General features: G+C 67.8%; 21 protein-coding genes and 1 riboswitch. Of the genes, 15 read left to right on the top strand and 6 right to left on the bottom strand.

Features of this window, described 5'->3' with window-relative positions:
* Nucleotides 1-1110 (top strand): glycoside hydrolase family 76 protein, encoded by a 1110-nt coding sequence (locus ASG64_RS07525; protein WP_056071654.1) that lies wholly within the window; start codon nt 1-3, stop codon nt 1108-1110.
* Here the strand turns inward: ASG64_RS07525 and ASG64_RS07520 are convergent.
* A complete protein-coding gene (locus ASG64_RS07520) occupies nt 1107-1784 on the bottom strand; it encodes a DedA family protein (protein ID WP_082518211.1) in 678 nt (225 codons plus the stop codon). The two genes, ASG64_RS07525 and ASG64_RS07520, sit on opposite strands and share 4 nt — an antisense overlap.
* Before the next feature lie 14 nt (nt 1785-1798).
* Entirely contained in the window at nt 1799-2560 is a 762-nt protein-coding gene (locus ASG64_RS07515; RefSeq protein WP_235579518.1) for a VTT domain-containing protein, read from the bottom strand.
* A 169-nt stretch (nt 2561-2729) separates the two neighbouring features.
* Between ASG64_RS07515 and fbaA the strand changes: the two genes are divergently transcribed.
* Nucleotides 2730-3770 (top strand): class II fructose-bisphosphate aldolase, encoded by a 1041-nt coding sequence (gene fbaA / locus ASG64_RS07510; protein WP_042574156.1) that lies wholly within the window; start codon nt 2730-2732, stop codon nt 3768-3770.
* A 9-nt stretch (nt 3771-3779) separates the two neighbouring features.
* Here fbaA and ASG64_RS07505 read toward each other — a convergent pair whose 3' ends face one another.
* Complete coding sequence (locus tag ASG64_RS07505; protein ID WP_156388288.1) at nt 3780-4337, bottom strand: Rv0361 family membrane protein; 558 nt, start codon at nt 4335-4337, stop codon at nt 3780-3782.
* 58 nt (nt 4338-4395) lie between these two features.
* Here ASG64_RS07505 and ASG64_RS07500 point away from each other — a divergent pair, with 58 nt between their 5' ends.
* From ASG64_RS07500 to ASG64_RS07465, 8 genes are all read left to right on the top strand, one after another.
* On the top strand, nt 4396-4812 hold the full coding sequence (locus tag ASG64_RS07500) for a DUF3151 domain-containing protein (protein ID WP_042574155.1): 417 nt from the start codon (nt 4396-4398) through the stop codon (nt 4810-4812).
* A gap of 15 nt (nt 4813-4827) precedes the next feature.
* On the top strand, nt 4828-6000 hold the full coding sequence (locus ASG64_RS07495; RefSeq protein WP_082518208.1) for an FUSC family protein: 1173 nt from the start codon (nt 4828-4830) through the stop codon (nt 5998-6000).
* Nucleotides 6001-6156: 156 nt separating this feature from the next.
* Nucleotides 6157-7029, top strand: coding sequence for a type IV toxin-antitoxin system AbiEi family antitoxin domain-containing protein (locus ASG64_RS07490; protein WP_056071648.1), 873 nt, complete (start codon nt 6157-6159; stop codon nt 7027-7029).
* A gap of 103 nt (nt 7030-7132) precedes the next feature.
* On the top strand, nt 7133-8044 hold the full coding sequence (locus ASG64_RS07485; RefSeq protein WP_042574153.1) for a cation diffusion facilitator family transporter: 912 nt from the start codon (nt 7133-7135) through the stop codon (nt 8042-8044).
* A gap of 6 nt (nt 8045-8050) precedes the next feature.
* A riboswitch (cobalamin riboswitch) is annotated at nt 8051-8235 on the top strand.
* Nucleotides 8220-8903 (top strand): energy-coupling factor ABC transporter permease, encoded by a 684-nt coding sequence (locus ASG64_RS07480; RefSeq protein ID WP_056071644.1) that lies wholly within the window; start codon nt 8220-8222, stop codon nt 8901-8903. (Overlaps the previous riboswitch by 16 nt.)
* Nucleotides 8896-9222 (top strand): energy-coupling factor ABC transporter substrate-binding protein, encoded by a 327-nt coding sequence (locus ASG64_RS07475; RefSeq protein WP_056071642.1) that lies wholly within the window; start codon nt 8896-8898, stop codon nt 9220-9222. The genes ASG64_RS07480 and ASG64_RS07475 overlap by 8 nt, the downstream gene beginning before the upstream one ends.
* A complete protein-coding gene (cbiQ, locus tag ASG64_RS07470; protein ID WP_042574150.1) occupies nt 9223-9975 on the top strand; it encodes a cobalt ECF transporter T component CbiQ in 753 nt (250 codons plus the stop codon).
* Nucleotides 9972-10817, top strand: coding sequence for an energy-coupling factor ABC transporter ATP-binding protein (locus ASG64_RS07465; RefSeq protein ID WP_056071640.1), 846 nt, complete (start codon nt 9972-9974; stop codon nt 10815-10817). Before cbiQ ends, ASG64_RS07465 begins: the two co-directional genes overlap by 4 nt.
* Nucleotide 10818: 1 nt before the next feature.
* Here the strand turns inward: ASG64_RS07465 and ASG64_RS07460 are convergent, their stop codons facing one another.
* Nucleotides 10819-11481, bottom strand: a complete 663-nt coding sequence (locus ASG64_RS07460; RefSeq protein WP_056071637.1) for a hypothetical protein — start codon at nt 11479-11481, stop codon at nt 10819-10821.
* A gap of 292 nt (nt 11482-11773) precedes the next feature.
* Here ASG64_RS07460 and ASG64_RS07455 point away from each other — a divergent pair, with 292 nt between their 5' ends.
* From ASG64_RS07455 to yczR, 3 genes are all read left to right on the top strand, one after another.
* Entirely contained in the window at nt 11774-13063 is a 1290-nt protein-coding gene (locus ASG64_RS07455; RefSeq protein WP_042574264.1) for an adenylosuccinate synthase, read from the top strand.
* A gap of 137 nt (nt 13064-13200) precedes the next feature.
* Nucleotides 13201-13563, top strand: coding sequence for an LGFP repeat-containing protein (locus ASG64_RS07450; protein WP_042574263.1), 363 nt, complete (start codon nt 13201-13203; stop codon nt 13561-13563).
* A gap of 15 nt (nt 13564-13578) precedes the next feature.
* Nucleotides 13579-15042, top strand: a complete 1464-nt coding sequence (gene yczR / locus ASG64_RS07445; RefSeq protein ID WP_056071634.1) for a MocR-like transcription factor YczR — start codon at nt 13579-13581, stop codon at nt 15040-15042.
* Between the two features lie 26 nt (nt 15043-15068).
* Here the strand turns inward: yczR and ASG64_RS21545 are convergent, their stop codons facing one another.
* On the bottom strand, nt 15069-15218 hold the full coding sequence (locus ASG64_RS21545; protein ID WP_156388287.1) for a hypothetical protein: 150 nt from the start codon (nt 15216-15218) through the stop codon (nt 15069-15071).
* A 189-nt stretch (nt 15219-15407) separates the two neighbouring features.
* Between ASG64_RS21545 and ASG64_RS07440 the strand changes: the two genes are divergently transcribed.
* Complete coding sequence (locus ASG64_RS07440; RefSeq protein WP_042574262.1) at nt 15408-15635, top strand: DUF3072 domain-containing protein; 228 nt, start codon at nt 15408-15410, stop codon at nt 15633-15635.
* Here the strand turns inward: ASG64_RS07440 and ASG64_RS07435 are convergent.
* The gene (locus ASG64_RS07435) at nt 15632-16021 is read right to left on the bottom strand and encodes a winged helix-turn-helix transcriptional regulator (protein ID WP_042574146.1); all 390 of its coding nucleotides are present in this window, start codon (nt 16019-16021) and stop codon (nt 15632-15634) included. The genes ASG64_RS07440 and ASG64_RS07435 overlap by 4 nt on opposite strands.
* Nucleotides 16022-16150: 129 nt before the next feature.
* On the opposite strand from ASG64_RS07435, the gene ASG64_RS07430 reads away from it, so the two are divergent.
* On the top strand, nt 16151-17008 hold the full coding sequence (locus tag ASG64_RS07430) for an SDR family oxidoreductase (RefSeq protein ID WP_056071632.1): 858 nt from the start codon (nt 16151-16153) through the stop codon (nt 17006-17008).
* Nucleotides 17009-17148 lie beyond the last annotated feature (140 nt).

Below are 17148 nucleotides of genomic sequence, written 5' to 3'. Positions count from 1 at the left end.
ATGCACGACACGTGGGCCTCCAGGGCGGACGCCGCAGAGGAGGCCGTCACGTCGCGGCACGTCCGACGATTGTGGGGTCTCCCCGGAACCGCACTGGGAGTGGTCGCGTGGCCACCGGTCCGCCGCGAACGGCTCTTCTTCCGCTGGCACTACTGGTGGCAGGCGCACCTCATCGACTGCGTCGTCGACGCCGAGCAGCGTGCGCCCACCGCGAAGCGTCGACGCCGACTCGGTCGCCTCGCACGCACGCACCGCCTGCGCAACATCACGGGCTGGACCAATTCCTACTACGACGACATGGCGTGGCTGGGACTGTCCCTCGAACGAGCGCAGCGACTCCACCTCATCGACAACCGCGGAGCGATCTCCGCCCTCGAGGGCGAGCTCTTCGACGCGTGGGACCCGGCGCACGGCGGCGGAATCCGCTGGTCGACCAAGTCCGACTTCTTCAACGTCCCCGCCAACGGACCGGCAGCCGTCCTGCTGGCCCGCACCGGCAAGCTCTGGCGCGCCCAGGCCATGGCCGACTGGATCGACGCGACGCTGGTGGATCCGGCTACGAACCTCGTCTTCGACGGCATCCACACCGACGGTCGTGTCGAGAAGCCGTTCTACTCGTACTGCCAGGGCGTCGTCCTCGGTGCGGAGACGGAACTCGCGATCCATCTGGGCGACGACAAGCACCGCGAACGGGTGCACCGACTCGTCGCCGCGGTCCGCGACCACATGACCGAGGACGGCGTCATCGCCGGCGGTGGTGGAGGCGACGGCGGACTCTTCAACGGAGTGCTGGCCCGCTACCTGGCTGTCGTGGCCACTCAGTTGCCCGGCGACAACGACGAGGATCGTGAAGCCCGGTCGATCGCGGCGGACATCGTCCTGGACTCGGCCGACGCCGCGTGGGACAACTGCCTGTCCATCGAAGGTCTGCCGCTGTTCGGCAGCAACTGGTCGGCCATCGCGACCCTGCCGTCGTTCGGGGCGTCGATCGCCCGGTTCGCTGGGGGAACGGTGACGTCGTCGTCCGTCCCCGAGCGTGATTTCTCCGTGCAGCTCGGCGGCTGGATGCTCATGGAAGCAGCGCACACCGTCGCCGCCCACGAGCTCTAGAGGTCGTGGACCTCGACGGTCTCGATCGGCCGCTTCATCTCCTTGCGGTACTGGTACAGACCGAAGGCGGTCCCCAGCACGATCGACACGATCATCAGCGTGAGCACGGTCGGGAACAGCCACGACACCTTGTCCAGCACCGCGCCGAAGTAGAAGCCGACCAGCAACAGCACCGGTGCCCAGATGAGAGCTCCCAGCGTGCTGGCGATGGTGTAGCGGCGGTGGTTCATGCCACCGGCGCCCGCGACCATCGGGCACAGCGTGCGCACCCAGGGGATCCAGCGCGCGATCAACACGGCCCAGAAGCCGTGCTTCTCCAGTAACCGGCTGACCTTGTCCAGGTTCTCGGTGTTGAAGTACTTGCCGTTCTTGCGCGCGACGAGGCGATGGCCCGTGCGCTTGCCGATCATGAAGCCGACCTGGTTGCCGGCGATCGCGGCGACGAACGCCCCGGCGGACAGCGCCCAGACGTGGGAGGTGCCGGACGAGTGCGCTGCCAGACCGATGCCCGCCGTGATGAGAAGGGAGTCACCGGGCAGGAAGAGCCCGACGATGACGGCGCACTCGAGGAAGACGAACGAGACGACGATCAGCCAGACCAGCGCGGGTCCGGCGGATTCGACGAAGTGCATCGCCCCGCCCTCGGCGAGCACGCTGCTACCAGCAAGAAACATATCGAGGCGACCGATCAGGAGGACGTGTCACGAGGCGCGCGCTCGGACCACTTGGAGGGTTCGATCTTGCCGTCGATCGTCCCGTCGAACGCATCGACGGCTTCACCGAGCGGGGTGCGGCGTGAGGACACGATCCTCTTGCCCACCTCCCAGGCGATCGGGAGCACGGAGACCGCGACGATGATCAGGAAGATGATGTCGACGTTGTCGCGGATGACCGCGATCTGGCCCAGCAGGTAACCGAGCAGGGTGACGCCGGCGCCCCAGACGATGCCGCCGACCACGTTGTAGATGAAGAAGGTGCGGTACCGCATGCCCGATGCGCCCGCCACGACCGGCGCGAACGTCCGCACGATGGGGACGAAGCGAGCCAGGAAGATGGTGATCGGGCCGTGCTTCTCGAAGAATGCGTGCGACTCGTCGATGTACCGCTTCTTGAGGAAGCGCGCGTCGTCGGAGAACAGGCCCGTCCCGGCCTTCTTGCCGATGATGTAGCCGACCTGGTCGCCGAGCACCGCGGCGATGGGAATGGTCACCATCAGGACCCACAGGGGCGCGAACGGCTTGATCTCCTCGCTCTTCGACGCGGCGATCAGACCGGCCGTGAACAGCAGCGAATCACCGGGGAGCAGCGGGAACAGCAGACCGGACTCGATGAAGACCACCAGCAGCAGGCCGACCAGTACCCAGGTGCCGAAGGAGTTCAGCAGGTTCACGGGATCGAGGAACCCCGGGAGCAGGGCGAGGTCGGTCACGGAGGCGGCCACGGTAGTCACAAGCGCCCACAGTACCGGCGCCTCCGAGTACTTCTTCCGATGTAGTGCAACTCACCACGGCTACTCGCGAGTACGGCGGGCGGGGCACGGAGACCGGGTGAGAGTTGACATACTGCTAGGTGACCGCGCCCAGACGGGCGCCCCGTTCGCTCACCGTGGAGGTTTCTTCGTGCCGATCGCAACTCCCGAGGTGTACGCCGAGATGCTCGGCCGCGCCAAGGAACACAAGTTCGCATTCCCCGCCATCAACTGCGTGGGCTCCGAGTCCATCAACGCCGCGATCAAGGGATTCGCCGACGCGGGAAGTGACGGCATCATCCAGTTCTCCACCGGCGGTGCCGAGTTCGGTTCCGGCCTCGGTGTGAAGGACATGGTCACCGGCGCAGTCGCCCTGGCCGAGTTCGCGCACGTCGTCGCCGCGAAGTACGACGTCACCATCGCGCTGCACACCGATCACTGCCCCAAGGACAAGCTCGACACCTACGTGCGTCCGCTCCTCGCGATCTCGCAGGAGCGTGTCGACGCCGGTCGCAACCCGCTCTTCCAGTCGCACATGTGGGACGGCTCCGCGGTGCCGATCGACGAGAACCTGGAGATCGCCAAGGATCTGCTGGCCAAGGCTGCCGCGGCGCGAATCATCCTCGAGATCGAGATCGGTGTGGTCGGCGGCGAGGAAGACGGCGTCGAGGCCGAGATCAACGACAAGCTCTACACCTCGAACGAGGACTTCCTCAAGACCGTCGAGGCGCTCGGTGCCGGCGACGCGGGTTCGCGTTACCTGCTGGCCGCCACCTTCGGCAACGTCCACGGCGTCTACAAGCCGGGCAACGTCAAGCTCAAGCCCTCCGTCCTCGCCGACGGCCAGAAAGTCGCCTCCGACAAGCTCGGTCTGGCAGCCGGATCCAAGCCGTTCGACTTCGTCTTCCACGGCGGATCGGGCTCGGCCAAGAGCGAGATCGAAGAGGCGCTCGAGTACGGCGTCGTCAAGATGAACGTCGACACCGACACCCAGTACGCCTTCACGCGTCCGATGGTCGGTCACTTCTTCTCCAACTACGACGGCGTCCTCAAGGTCGACGGCGAAGTGGGCAACAAGAAGGTCTACGACCCCCGCAGCTACCTCAAGAAGGCCGAGGCCGGTATGTCGGCTCGCGTCGTCGAGGCGTGCAACGACCTGAAGTCGGCCGGACGCAGCGTCTCCGCAGGCTGACGATCGCTTTCAGGCGCAGACCTTCCAGGTCTCGCCGTCGAGCGCGAGATCGAACGTGCGCGCCGAGGGCTCCGCGCCCTCGGTGCGCGCGGTCACCTGAGCGATAGCTGTGGTCTGATCCGGCGGCTGCGCCTCGGTGATCTGCCCTGGCGGCTCCGCCGCTTCCGAGATCTGAATGGTGTCGACGCTCTCTACCACCGGCACCGTCCCGGCGGCGACCGCCGCATCGTGCGTCGCGGCGAAATCGGCGTCGGAAATCCCCCCGTAGAACGACGCCAGCGGCCCGCACGTCGCGGTGCGCAGTGTGGCCAGGTCGCCGTCGCGCAATGCCGTCGTGAAGGTGTCGATCGAGGTGCGGATCTTCTCGTCGTCGCTCGGCCCCGACGCCGACGCGCCGCCGCGAGTCAGCGCGAACGCCACGACACCGGCGATGGCCAGCAGCGCGACGAGTGCCGCGGCGATCCACGGCCCGCGTCGGCGACCCCCGGAGCGCGTCGACACCTTCTTAGGCGCGGTGCTGGGTTCGATGCGGCGCGGTGCGGCGGGGCGCGAGTTATCCGGGGACACGCGAGCACTGTATCCAGCGCCCGACGTCTCCCGCGCGCTCCGTGGGAGACTGTCGTGCATGACTTCCTTCGGTGATCTGCTCGGTCCCCAGCCCACGTTGCTGCCCGGTGACGACGAGGCCGAGTCCGCTCTGCTGAACCACACCGCCCCCGAAGAGGTGGCGGCCGCGCATCCCACCGCCTCCGTGGCGTGGGCCTACCTCGCCGAGGCCGCGCTCGAGGACGGCCGCACCATCACCGCGTACGCCTACGCGCGAACGGGCTACCACCGCGGTCTGGACCAGTTGCGTCGTAACGGGTGGAAGGGCTTCGGGCCGGTTCCGTACAGCCACGAGCCCAACCGCGGATTCCTGCGCTGCGTCGCCGTCCTGGCCCGCGCCGCACAGTCCATCGGCGAGACCGACGAGTACGCCCGCTGCCTCGACCTGCTCGAGGACTGTGACCCGCGCGCCGCGGAACAGTTGGGCGTCGGCTAGAGCGTCCCGGCGTTCATGGCCCGTTTCCGGGACTACCCGCAGTTCACGAGGCCGCAGCTCGGCCTCCGCCAGCGCGGCCGCGCCCGTGTCGCGGCGTCGTCACGCAGGTTGAGGGTGTCGGGCCTGCCCGTCATCCAGTGCGCGCTGGCCGCCGGCCTGGCGTGGTTCGTGGCCACCGACATCGTCGGTCACCTCACCCCGTTCTTCGCGCCGATCGCCGCCGTCGTCTCGCTCGGGGTGTCTCTCGGTGCGCGCATGCGCCGCTCGGCCGAGCTGGTGGTCGGCGTGACGGTGGGTATCGGTGTGGGGGATGCGATCATCGCCGGGATCGGCAGTGGTCCGTGGCAGATCGCGCTGGTCGTCGCCCTGGCGATGTCCACCGCGGTGTTCCTCGACGGTGGCGCGATCATCCCCATGCAGGCCGGCTCGTCGGCCGTGCTCGTGGCGACGCTGATTCCACCCGGCAACTCCGGCGGCGTCGACCGCATGGTGGACGCACTGGTCGGCGGGCTCGTGGGTCTGGCCGTCGTCGCCGTCGTACCTACCCACCCGGTACGTCGGGCGCGCAAGGATGCCGGCGCCGTCATCGCGACGGCCGGTCGGGTGCTGCAGTTGGTCGCGGACGGACTGATGGCCAACGACTCGGGCCCCATCGAGCAGGCGTTGAAGGCGGCGCGCGCGACCCAGCCCGCCATCGACACGATGCGCACCGACCTCAAGGGCGGGCGCGAGATCAGCCGGATCTCTCCTCTGTACTGGAGCAGCAAGCAACGGCTCGCGGAACTGGCCGCGACGGCCGATCCGCTGGACAACGCGGTCCGCAACATCCGGGTGCTCGCCCGCCGGTCGCTGTCCCTGGTGCGCGACGACGAGATCCTCGACCCGCGCCTGGTCGACCTGGTGGAGAAGCTCGCGCAGGCCACCGACGTCGTGCGGCACATGATGCTGGCGGACCCCGGCGAGCAACCCGACCGCGCCGAGGCCGCCAGGGTGCTGCGACACGTCGCGGTCGGTGCCAAGGCGGAACTCATGCGGGACGCCGGTCTGTCCGCAGTCGTGGTGCTGGCGCAGATCCGCTCCATCGTCGTCGATCTGCTGCAGGTCGCCGGGTTGTCGCGCATCTCGGCCCTGGCGACGCTGCCTCCGACCGTCGAGCACCCGGCCGTGCCGCCGGAATTGTTCGACTGAGCCTTCCCGCTGACCGTGCGTCTTCCCGCGGTCACTGCAACTACTGAGGGAAGCCGGAAGTCCAGCGGGAACTCCCTGTGGACGAATCCTGATTGCTCCACAGGCAGCAGCCAGCACCACGGCCTCGGCCGGCGGCGAGTCGCCCACACTCGTGCCATGACACTGCTGCACCGTTCGACGAGCGAGGTGACCGACGCGACGCTCCGGGGCCTCGTGAGCAGGGGTGAGCTGATCAGAGTCAGCCGCGGCACGTACATCACTCGTCAGGAGTGGGCGGCGGCGTCGGCTGACGAGCGCTATCGGATGAGAGTGCTGAGCACACTGTCGCGGCGATCGTCCGACGCCGTCGCCAGCCACGAATCGGCCGCAGTGCTGCACCGACTACCGATCCTCGCGCCCGACAGGACACGCGTTCACATCAGCATGGACGGGCGCGGCGGGGGATCGACCAGTTCGACGGTCGCCGAGCATCGAGTGCCGCTCACGGCGTCGGACGTCATGCTCGTAGACGGTCTCGCGGTGACCACACCTGCACGGACCGCGCTCGACATTGCGTGCACGGTCCCGTTCGAGGCGGCGCTCTGTGCCGTCGAGTCAGCGCTGAGGTGTCACCGAGCCGACCTGCCCGACACCCTCGAGCGCATGGGTCGTCGACGAGGTGTCGGGACAGCGCGGCGAGCTGTCGACATGGCGAGTCCGCTGACCGAGAGCATCGGGGAGTCCTGGAGCAGAGCTCTGATGATGCGGTGGCCCGAGGTTCCGGCGCCGAGGCTGCAACATGTCTTCCGTGACGTCGACGGTCGCGTCGTCGCACGGACGGACTTCGACTGGGACGGCACCCTGGTCGGCGAGTTCGACGGCATGGTGAAGTACGAGGGCGGGGCGTTGTCCGTCGTCCAGGAGAAGCTGCGCGAGGATGCTCTCCGAGCGCTCGGATGCCACGTGGTGCGGTGGACGTGGGCGGATCTGCGCGAACCCGAAAGGCTGCGACGTCTGCTGGCGGCAGCGATGGAACGGGCTTCCCGCTGACCTTCCGTCTTCCCGCGGTCACTGCAACCACGGAGGGAAGCCAGAACTCCCGCGGGAACAGGTGGCTCCCCATATGCACGATCCTGCATGTATCGTCACGGGCATGGGAGCGGGGCACGGACACGCGCACACACCGGCACAGGGGGCCGGCGAGGGGCGGCTGCGGCGGATGGGGATCGCCTGGTTCGTCCTCGTCGCGTTCTTCGCGCTCGAGTTGACGGTCGGCCTGGTCATCGGGTCCCTCGGCCTGCTTGCCGACGCGGGCCACATGCTCACCGACATCATCGGGATGACGATGGGCCTCATCGCACTGAGCCTCGCGCGCCGCGGAAGTAATTCTGCTGCACGGACATTCGGTTGGCACCGCGCCGAGGTGCTGACGGCCGTGGCCAATGCGGTGCTGCTGCTCGGTGTCGCGGTATTCATCTTCGTCGAGGCGATCCGGCGTATCGGCGACCAGCCGGACATCCCCGGCCTCGCGATGGTGCTGACGGCCGCGGCGGGTCTGGTCGCGAACCTCGTGGTCATGCTGCTCATCCGCGCCGACGCGAAGGATTCGATCGCGGTACGCGGTGCCTATCTCGAAGTGCTGGCGGACACGGTGGGCAGCGTCGGAGTGCTGATCGCGGGCGTCCTCCTTCTCGTCTTCGACTGGACGTGGGCGGACATCGTCGTCGGTATAGCCATCTCGCTGTGGGTGGTGCCGCGCGCGCTGTCGCTGGCGGGCCAGTCGCTGCGCATCCTCACCCAGGCGAGCCCGTCGAACGTGGACATCGCCGCCCTCGAGGCCGATCTCCGCGCGCTGCCCGGTGTCGTGGACGTGCACGACCTGCACGTGTGGACTCTGACCACCGGCATGGACGTGGCCACCGTGCACATCACCTCCGACGGCTCGGCGTCCGTGATGCTCGCCAGGGGGAAGACGGTGTTGTCCTCGTACGGTCTCGATCACGCGACCGTGCAGGTCGAACCTGCTGTTCACGGTCCGACATGCAGGGACGAACTCACCTGGTGACGGTGTGCGAGTATGACCGGAGCGAGTCACCAGCACTCGCTCCGTGCTGGTGAGGGGAACCCGGTGAGATTCCGGGACGGTCGCGCCACTGTGAACGGACTACCAGTCCGTGAGTCAGATCGCCGAGCCGTGCACGGTAACTCGAATCGGACGCGCAATCTGAGGAGTTCCACTCGTGCATATCGCCGAGGGTTTTCTGCCACCCGTTCACGCGGCAGTCTGGACGTGCGCCGCGGCGCCGTTCGTCGTTCACGGTGCTCGCGCCGTCGTCATCCAGGTCAGGGAGAACCCGAGCAGCAGGCTGCTTCTGGGCGCGGCGGGGGCGTTCACGTTCGTCCTGTCCGCGATCAAACTTCCGTCGGTGACCGGCAGCTCGAGCCACCCCACCGGAACCGGGCTGGGGGCGGTGCTGTTCAAGCCCCCGGTCATGGCGTTCCTCGGCACGGTGGTGCTGCTGTTCCAGGCCTTGCTGTTGGCCCACGGAGGCTTGACGACGCTCGGAGCCAACGCGTTCTCGATGGCCGTCGTCGGTCCGTGGGTGGGGTACGCCGCGTTCCGCCTCACCGGGATGCTGGGCGGAGGTCTGTCGCTCTCGGTGTTCTTCGCGATGATGCTGGCGGATCTCTCCACGTACTGCACGACGTCCGTGCAGATCGCGTTGGCGTTCCCCGATCCGCAGAGCGGCGTGCTCGGTGCCGTCACGAAGTTCCTGTCGATCTTCGCCGTCACCCAGATTCCTCTCGCCATCGCCGAGGGTCTGCTGGGTGTCCTGGTGTTCCGCGTCCTGCGCACCGTCGCGACGCCGGAACTGCTATCTCTGGGTGTGCTCCGACGGGAGAAGGGCGCCGTCGATGCGTAGGAACGTGTGGATCAACCTGCTGCTCGCGGGCGGGGTCGTGCTCATCGTCGGTGCTGCGCTGCTGCTCGACGCCGGCCGCAGCGGTGACCAGGAACGGTTCGTCGGATCCGATTCGGCGGCCACTGCGCGGATCGAGGAGGACCACCCGGACTACGTCCCGTGGTTCACCTCCGTGTTCTCCCCGACGTCCGGCGAGGTCGAGTCGGGCTTGTTCGCGCTGCAGGCCGCGGCCGGGGGACTGATCCTCGGATACGTGCTGGCGTCGCTGCGTGGACGTCGGAAATTGGAAGCGTTGCGCGCCGAACTCGAGCGGACCTAGATGCAGGGTCTCGCGACCGACGACGCGGCGTGGGCCAGTGCGTGGCGCACGCGATCCGTCGCCGACAAGGCACTGCTGTCGCTCGGTCTCGTGGTGTGCGCGTTGCTGCTGCCGCCGTGGCCGGGGGCCGTCGTCGTCACCGCGGTCTCTCTGGGCGCTGTGACGGTCATGGCTCGAACGCCGCTGCGGCCGGTGCTGCGCGCACTCGCTGCCCCTGCGGTGTTCATCGCGCTGGGTGCCGTCTCGGTCGCGATCACCGTCACGGCGACGCCCGACTGGAGCATCGGTGTGACGCAGGACAGCGTCGGGCGCGCCCTCGAGGTGTCCGGGCACGCGGTCGCCGGGACGTCGGCGGTTCTCCTGCTCGCCATGACGACTCCGATGATCGACATCCTGTCGGGACTGCGACGACTCCGGGTCCCGCAGGCGTGCATCGACGTCGCCGCCGTGATGTACCGGTTCCTGTTCGTGCTGCTGGTGTCGGTCCACACCATCCGTCAGTCGCAGTCCTCGCGGCTGGGCTACTCCTCGCCGCGGCGCTCGATGCAGTCGGCGGGTCTGCTGACGGCTGCCGTCCTGGTGAAGTCCTGGGATCGGGCGTCCCGACTCGAAGCGGGGCTGGCCGGGCGCGAGTTCGGTGACGCCGTGTCCGCCGATCCGATCGACGTGCAGCGCAGTTCACCGGCTTTCCTGTCGGTCACGGTGCTGGTTCTCGCCGCGGTGGTCGCGGTGTCGCTCGGAGGTGCGCGATGAGCCATCGCACGATGACTGCTCGCGACATCGTCGTCCGCTATCAGGGCGGTCCGCCGGTCCTGCGGGGTGCGACGATCGACGTACCCGCGGCGCGACGGGTGTCGCTGTTGGGAGCCAACGGGTCGGGAAAGACAACTCTGCTGCGCTGTCTGTCGGGAGCTGTCGAGCCCGACGCCGGCCGTGTGGAGATCGACGACGTTCCGCTGCGGTATTCGCGGCCCCGCCTGCGCGCGCACCGACAGGAAGTGCAGTTGGTGCTGCAGGACCCCGACGATCAACTGTTCTCGGTCGACGTCTATCGCGACGTCGCGTACGGCCCGGTCAATTTGGGCCTCACCGCCGGGGAGATCCGCGACCGGACGGACGCCGCGCTCGACGTGATGGGTATCGACCATCTGCGGTCCCGCCCGACGCATCAGCTCTCCTACGGCGAGCGCAAGCGTGTGGCGACGGCAGGAGCCGTGGCTATGCGTCCCTGCATCCTGCTTCTCGACGAGCCCACTGCCGGCCTGGATCCGCAGGGTGTCGACGAGATGTTCGCCGCGCTGTCCCGCCTCGAGAACGCGCATACGACGGTGGTGTTGTCGACGCACGACGTCGCGCTCGCGCTCGAGTGGTCTCACTCGGTTGCCGTCGTCGTCGACGGCGTCGTGGTGCAGGGGGACCCGGTGACACTGCTGTCGGACGAGGATCTGGTGAGGCGGGCCCGTCTGCGGACTCCGTGGACGCTGGCGTTGGCGGCGGAGCTGGCGGCCGACGGGTTGCTGGATCCGAACGCCCGGCCTCGCAATGCTGCCGAACTGCGTGAGTCCTTGGCGGCCTCGCGGAACGCCGGCGTCTAGGTCAGCGGACGAGCAACCACTGCTTGTCGTGGCGGTAGATCGTCGACCGCGTGGTCTCGCGGGGAATGTCGACACCGTCCTTGGTGAGCCGCGCGGCGGTAGCACCCAGCTGCATCGCCCGGCCGGTGATCCAGCGCTTACGGAACAGGCCGCGCTTGCCCTGGACGCGTGCCCGCAGACCGGGCATCTCCAGGGTGGGGGAGACCTCGATGCCGGGCACCTCACCGGAGAAGAGTCGGGTGTCGTCGACGTATGCCTCGCCGACCAGGTGGCCTCGCGGACCGGAGACGGTGGCGAGCCCGACGACCGCGGAGCCGGCATCGTCGCGGATCAGCGGGGTGGGGGACGCTTTTCCCGACAACGCGACCTTCGCTGCGCGGGACCCGGTGCCGACGCGGAACAGGTGGCTGGCCTCGCTGGCCGATTCCGCGACGTACGCGAGTTCGATGTCGAGACGGTCGCGTCGCATGAGTCGGGTGAGGACGGCGGCGAGCGAGGCGTCGGTGCCCAGCACGATCAGACGCGGGTCGTGCAGTCCGTCGAGTTCCGCGAGCACCGCATCGCATTCTTCCTTCGACGGCACCTCGGGCACCGCGGTCAGCGGTAGCGAGGACAGCGCGATGGGCACCAGGGGCCTGCCGCACTGCAAGACGAACGGAGTCACGCGAAAGGGTCCTTTGTTATCGCTCGGGAGGGTCGTTGTCCACCATAATCAGGACTTCGGGGACGTGGACTCCGGAGTGAGCGTCGCCGGGTCTCGATTACGCGTCGCTTTGACCGGGCGACCGCGACAGAAGACCAGGCAGTACGGTGTGCGGTCGGCTGCGAGCGGTGGCGTTCGGCCCGGGCGGTACACTGTGTCACCGGTCATGGTCGATGCACGACGTTCGTCGTGTCATCCTCACGAGCCGCAGCCCGGGACGGTCCGGCTGCTCATTCGAGTGATGGAGCAACACATGCCGGCAATCGTCCTCATCGGCGCCCAGTGGGGCGACGAGGGCAAGGGCAAGGCCACCGATCTCTTCGGCGAGCGGCTGCAGTGGGTGGTGCGCTACCAGGGTGGCAACAACGCCGGCCACACCGTCGTCCTGCCCAACGGTGACAAGTTCGCGCTGCACCTGATCCCGTCGGGAATCCTGTCCCCGGGCGTGAACAACGTGATCGGCAACGGCGTCGTGGTGGATCCGGGTGTGCTGCTCACCGAGCTCGACGGCCTCGAGAAGCGTGACGTCGACACCACGAAACTGCTGCTCAGCGCCGATGCGCACCTGATCATGCCGTACCACGTGGCCATCGACAAAGTCACTGAACGGTTCCTCGGAGCTCGCAAGATCGGCACCACGGGCCGCGGCATCGGCCCGTGCTACCAGGACAAGATCGCCCGCGTGGGAGTGCGCGCCGCGGATGTCCTGGACGAGAAGATCCTCACGCAGAAAGTCGAGGCGGCGCTGGAGTTCAAGAACCAGGTGCTGGCCAAGATCTACAACCGTCGCGCGCTGGATCCGGCAGCCGTCGTCGAGGAGGTTCTCGGCCAGGCCGAGGGCTTCAAGCACCGCATCTCCGACACCAGGCTCGCGCTGAACCAGGCGCTCGAGCGCGGGGAGACCGTGCTGCTCGAGGGTTCGCAGGGCACGTTGCTCGACGTCGACCACGGGACCTATCCGTTCGTGACGTCGTCCAACCCGACCGCGGGTGGCGCATCCGTCGGATCCGGTGTGGGTCCCGGCCGCATCACCACGGTCCTCGGCATCCTGAAGGCGTACACGACGCGTGTCGGCTCGGGCCCGTTCCCCACGGAGCTGTTCGACGAGTCGGGGGAGTACCTGGCCAAGCAGGGCGGCGAGGTGGGTGTCACCACCGGCCGCGCACGCCGCACCGGCTGGTTCGATGCCGTCATCGCCCGCTATGCGACGCGGGTCAACGGCATCACGGACTACTTCCTCACCAAGCTGGACGTGCTGTCGTCACTCGACACCATCCCGATCTGCGTCGCGTACGACGTGGACGGCGTCCGCCACGACGACATGCCGATGACGCAGACCGGTTTCCACCACGCGAAGCCGATCTACGAGGAGATGCCGGGGTGGTGGGAAGACATCTCGGGCGCGCGCTCGTTCGAGGAGCTGCCCGTCAACGCCCAGAAGTACGTGTTGCGACTCGAGGAGCTGTCCGGGTCCCACATGTCGTACATCGGCGTCGGGCCGGGTCGGGATCAGACCATCGTGCGTCGGGACATTCTGGGCTGACCGGTCGATTTTTCCGGCTTGTCACAAATGTGATGACGAAAGTGCCTGCATAGCTCATACTGTGGCTCAGGCTCGCTATGAGACGGAACAGTTGGATCCGTTTCTCGGCGGGACCGAGTCACTGGAGGGTGGCCGCCATGGACAGCACGTACGTCGGACTCGAGGTCTTCGAGTGCCAGTTCGAGCGGTTCGCCCTGGAGCATTCGTGGATCGGCACCCGTGTCGGTGAACTGATGCTCGGTCCGCGCGGCGGCGGCATGCTCGAGTTCCAGCACGCGGTCGTGTTCGCGCTCCCCGAGGGTGGTGCGTTCGAGGTGCACGGCGAGATCCTCGCCTGGTATCTCGACCACGGCGGAGCCGGCGGCACGCTCGGGTATCCGGTGACCAATCAGAAGCGCACGCCTACCGGCCACGGCCGGTACAACGTGTTCGAGGGTGGCACCGTCGGGTGGCTACCGGGCACGGGCGCCTTCCTGATGGGATCCGCCCGCACGGCCTGAGCGATACTGGCTCTCATGGTGAGTCGAGTGATCGGTGCGGCGACGCTGGTGCGCGACCTCGGTCACTGGCGTCCGTCCGGCAAGCATCGGCCCGTGTACCGGGCGCTGGCCGACGGGATCCGCCTCCTGGTGCACGACGGCCGTATCCCGCTCGGGGTGGCGCTGCCCAGCGAACGCGACCTGGCCGGTGCGCTGACCCTGTCCCGGACGACCGTCACCAATACCTATGCGGCACTGCGGGACGAGGGCTACCTGCTCAGCAGGCAGGGCTCACGCAGCACGGTCGCACTTCCACCGGCGACCCGCCGTCCGAGTTCCGGTCGCGCCGTGAGCGCCGGGCAGCCCGGGCCGGCATCGGTGATCGACATGACCCATGCTGCGGTGACCGCACCCTCCGAGGAGGTCACGCGCGCGTATACCGCTGCGCTGGAAGCGCTTCCGGCGTACTACACCGGCCACGGTATCGAGCCCGTCGGGATCGTCGCCCTGCGTCGCGCGATCGCTCGACGCTACGACGAGCGTGGTCTCCCGACGTCGCCGGATCAGATCATGGTGACCTCCGGCGCGCAGCAGGCGTGGCGACTCCTGCTCGAGGTGTTGGTCTCGCCCGGCGATCGGGTCGTGGTCGATCATCCGACGTATCCCAATGCGCTGGAGGCCATCCGACGTACGGCAGCCCGCGCGGTACCGGTGCCGCTGCGCCCGTCCGGTGACTCCGCGCGACGGTGGGATCTGGACGCGATACGCGACGCGGCGTCGCAGACCGGGGCCCGGATGGCCTACGTTCTCCCCGACTTCCACAATCCGACGGGCGCACTGCTCGACGCGGACGGTCGAGCCGAACTGGCGTCGAATGCGCGTCGTACCGGCACGACCCTCGTGGTCGACGAGTCCATGGCCGATCTGTGGCTCGACGAGGCGCCCCCGCCGCCGGTGGCGTCGGTCGGGCATCCGTCGACGGTCGTGACCGTCGGGTCGGCCTCGAAGTCGTACTGGGGTGGACTGCGGGTCGGATGGATCCGGGCGGCACCGTCGCTGATCTCGCGCTTGGCGACGTCGCGGGCAGCCGTCGACATCGGCACGCCGATCATGGACCAGCTGGCGTGCGCGGCCCTCATCGAAAGGCACGACGAAGTGGTCGTCCCTCGCCGCGCCGAACTGCGGCGCAACCGTGATGCCCTGACGGCCGCGTTGGCGGACCGTCTTCCCGACTGGACCTACGACCGCGCGCCGGGCGGCCTGTCGCTGTGGTTGCAGATGCCGACGGCGACGTCCACGGCGCTGGCGGCCGTCGCACCGTCGCACGGGGTGGCGGTGGCGGCGGGTCCTCGTTTCGGAGTGGAGGGGGCTTTCGAGCGCTATGTCCGATTGCCCTATGCCGAGAACGGTGATCGTCTCATCGCTGCGGTGCACCGATTGGAAACGGCGTACATGTCGTTGGAACCGACCGCGGAGAATGCTTCTTCGGTCGTGCTGTAGATATCGGACCGTTATCGGCAGAACGGTCAGCGTGAACCGTGGAATTCCTGGTCGATCTCGGCGATGTCCCAGTCGTTCTGCGAGCCCAGCTCCTCGCGATCGGCACGAGATGCCGCGCGTCCGAGGAGCACAGCAATGGCCAGTGCGGCTCCGAACCAGAGCACTGCTATTGCCACGAAGACGATCACAACGCCGTTTGTAGCACCCCGGGCTGAAGATTTGCTGGGAAACGAGTGTGTTGCGCGGGTTTGTACGAAGTAAAGCGGCACGAATACGGCTCGGCGAGCCAATGGACCGCACCGTTGCCGTTTGTGGCGCACGTCGAGACGGTTTGCGAGGACGGCGCGATGGGTACAGTCGAACGTATGAGCGATGACAACACACCAGAGAACACCGGCGCTGTCGACCAGAGTGCCGAGAAGGATCCGTCCGACTGGGTGACCGGCGACGAGCCGCCCACCGGTCCCCAGCTGAGCTACCTGGAGACGCTCGCCCGTGAGGCCAAGGAGGACGTTCCGTCCGACCTGAACAAGGCGCAGGCGTCCGAGATGATCGACCGGCTGCAGTCCGAGACCGGTCGCGGCACCAGCTAGATCGTGGCCGTGCTGCGCGCGTCGTACTCGGCGCGCGCAGCCGTCACGGTCGCGATGTTCGACTGGACGAGGTCGATCAGACCCACCAGGTGGTCGGCGGCCGCACGCCCCAGATCCGTCAGGGTGTACTCCACCTTGGGCGGGATCTGCTCCAGCACCGTCCTGGTGACCAGACCGTCGCGCTCGAGACGTTGCAGCGTCTGGGACAGCATCCGCTCGCTCACTCCGTCCACGCGGCGTCGCAGCGCCCCGAAGCGGTAGGGGCCCTCCGCCAGCGCAGCGAGCGCCAGCACGCCCCATCGACCGGTGATGTCCTGCATCGTGTCGCGAGACGAGCAGTTGCGCGAGAACACGTCTGCTTCGAGTGTGGGATCGATGTCGGGCACTCGTTCAGAGTACCAGCCGAACAGTCACTGGTTACTGATGATGTTGCACTGTACGAAAAGTAAGTGCATAGTGGTCGACGAGCGGTTCGGACCGAGCCGCGTTCGCCTTTTCGACCCAGGAGACATGTCATGACCACATATGCGGTGACCGGAGCTACGGGCCAGTTCGGTTCGGCAGCCGTCCACGCACTTCTCGACCACGGTGTCGCGGCGAGCGACATCGTCGCCGTCGTCCGCAACGAGGCCAAGGCTGCCGATCTGGCCGCTCGCGGCGTGACCATTCGCGTCGCCGACTACGGCGATCCGGCGAGTTTGCGCGCCGCGTTCGACGGCGTCGACAAGCTGCTGCTCGTGTCGGGTTCGGAGGTCGGCAAGCGAGTTGCGCAGCACACCAACGTGATCGAGGCTGCCGAGGCCGCAGGTGTCTCACTCGTCGCGTACACCAGCCTGCTCAAGGCCGATACCAGCACGGTCAGTCTCGCTCCCGAACATATCGCCACCGAGGAGCGCCTGGCGTCGTCGTCGGTGCCGTCCGTCCTGCTTCGTAACGGGTGGTACTGGGAGAACTACGCCGCGTCGGTCGACCAGGCTTCGGCGACCGGAGCCATCATCGGCAGCGGTGGCCAGGGTGTCCTCGCAGGTGCGGCACGTGCCGACTACGCCACCGCTGCGGTGGCCGTCCTACTCTCCGACGATCAGGCCGGCAAGGTCTACGAGCTGGGTGGCGAGCGTCTGACCTACGACGGCGTGGCCGACGCGATCGCCGCGGTCATCGGCTCCGGCGTCACCTACAAGGATCTGTCCACCGACGAGCACGTCGGTGCGCTCGAAGGTGCAGGTCTGCCCACCCCGGTCGCGCAGATGCTCGCCAGCGCCGACGCGGGCATCGCACGCGGGGATCTGGACACCGAGTCCGGTGATCTGGCGAGGCTCCTCGGCCGCGAGCCCGTGTCGGCCGCCGATGCGTTGCGAGCCACCCGGAGCTGACACGGGAGCGGTACCGGCAGCTCGATCGGGGTGCCGGTACCGCCGTGACCCTTCTGTTATTTACCGTGATCTATTCGTGATCTTGCCGTCTGTGGGACCGTCACCCGGGTCCGGCAACATCATCGACACGGTGGTCCAGA

It is taken from the genome of Rhodococcus sp. Leaf247, from assembly GCF_001426185.1.
Lineage (GTDB): Bacteria > Actinomycetota > Actinomycetes > Mycobacteriales > Mycobacteriaceae > Rhodococcoides.
Note: the sequence above shows the minus strand (reverse complement) of the source record. Positions and strands in the feature narration are given on the sequence as shown.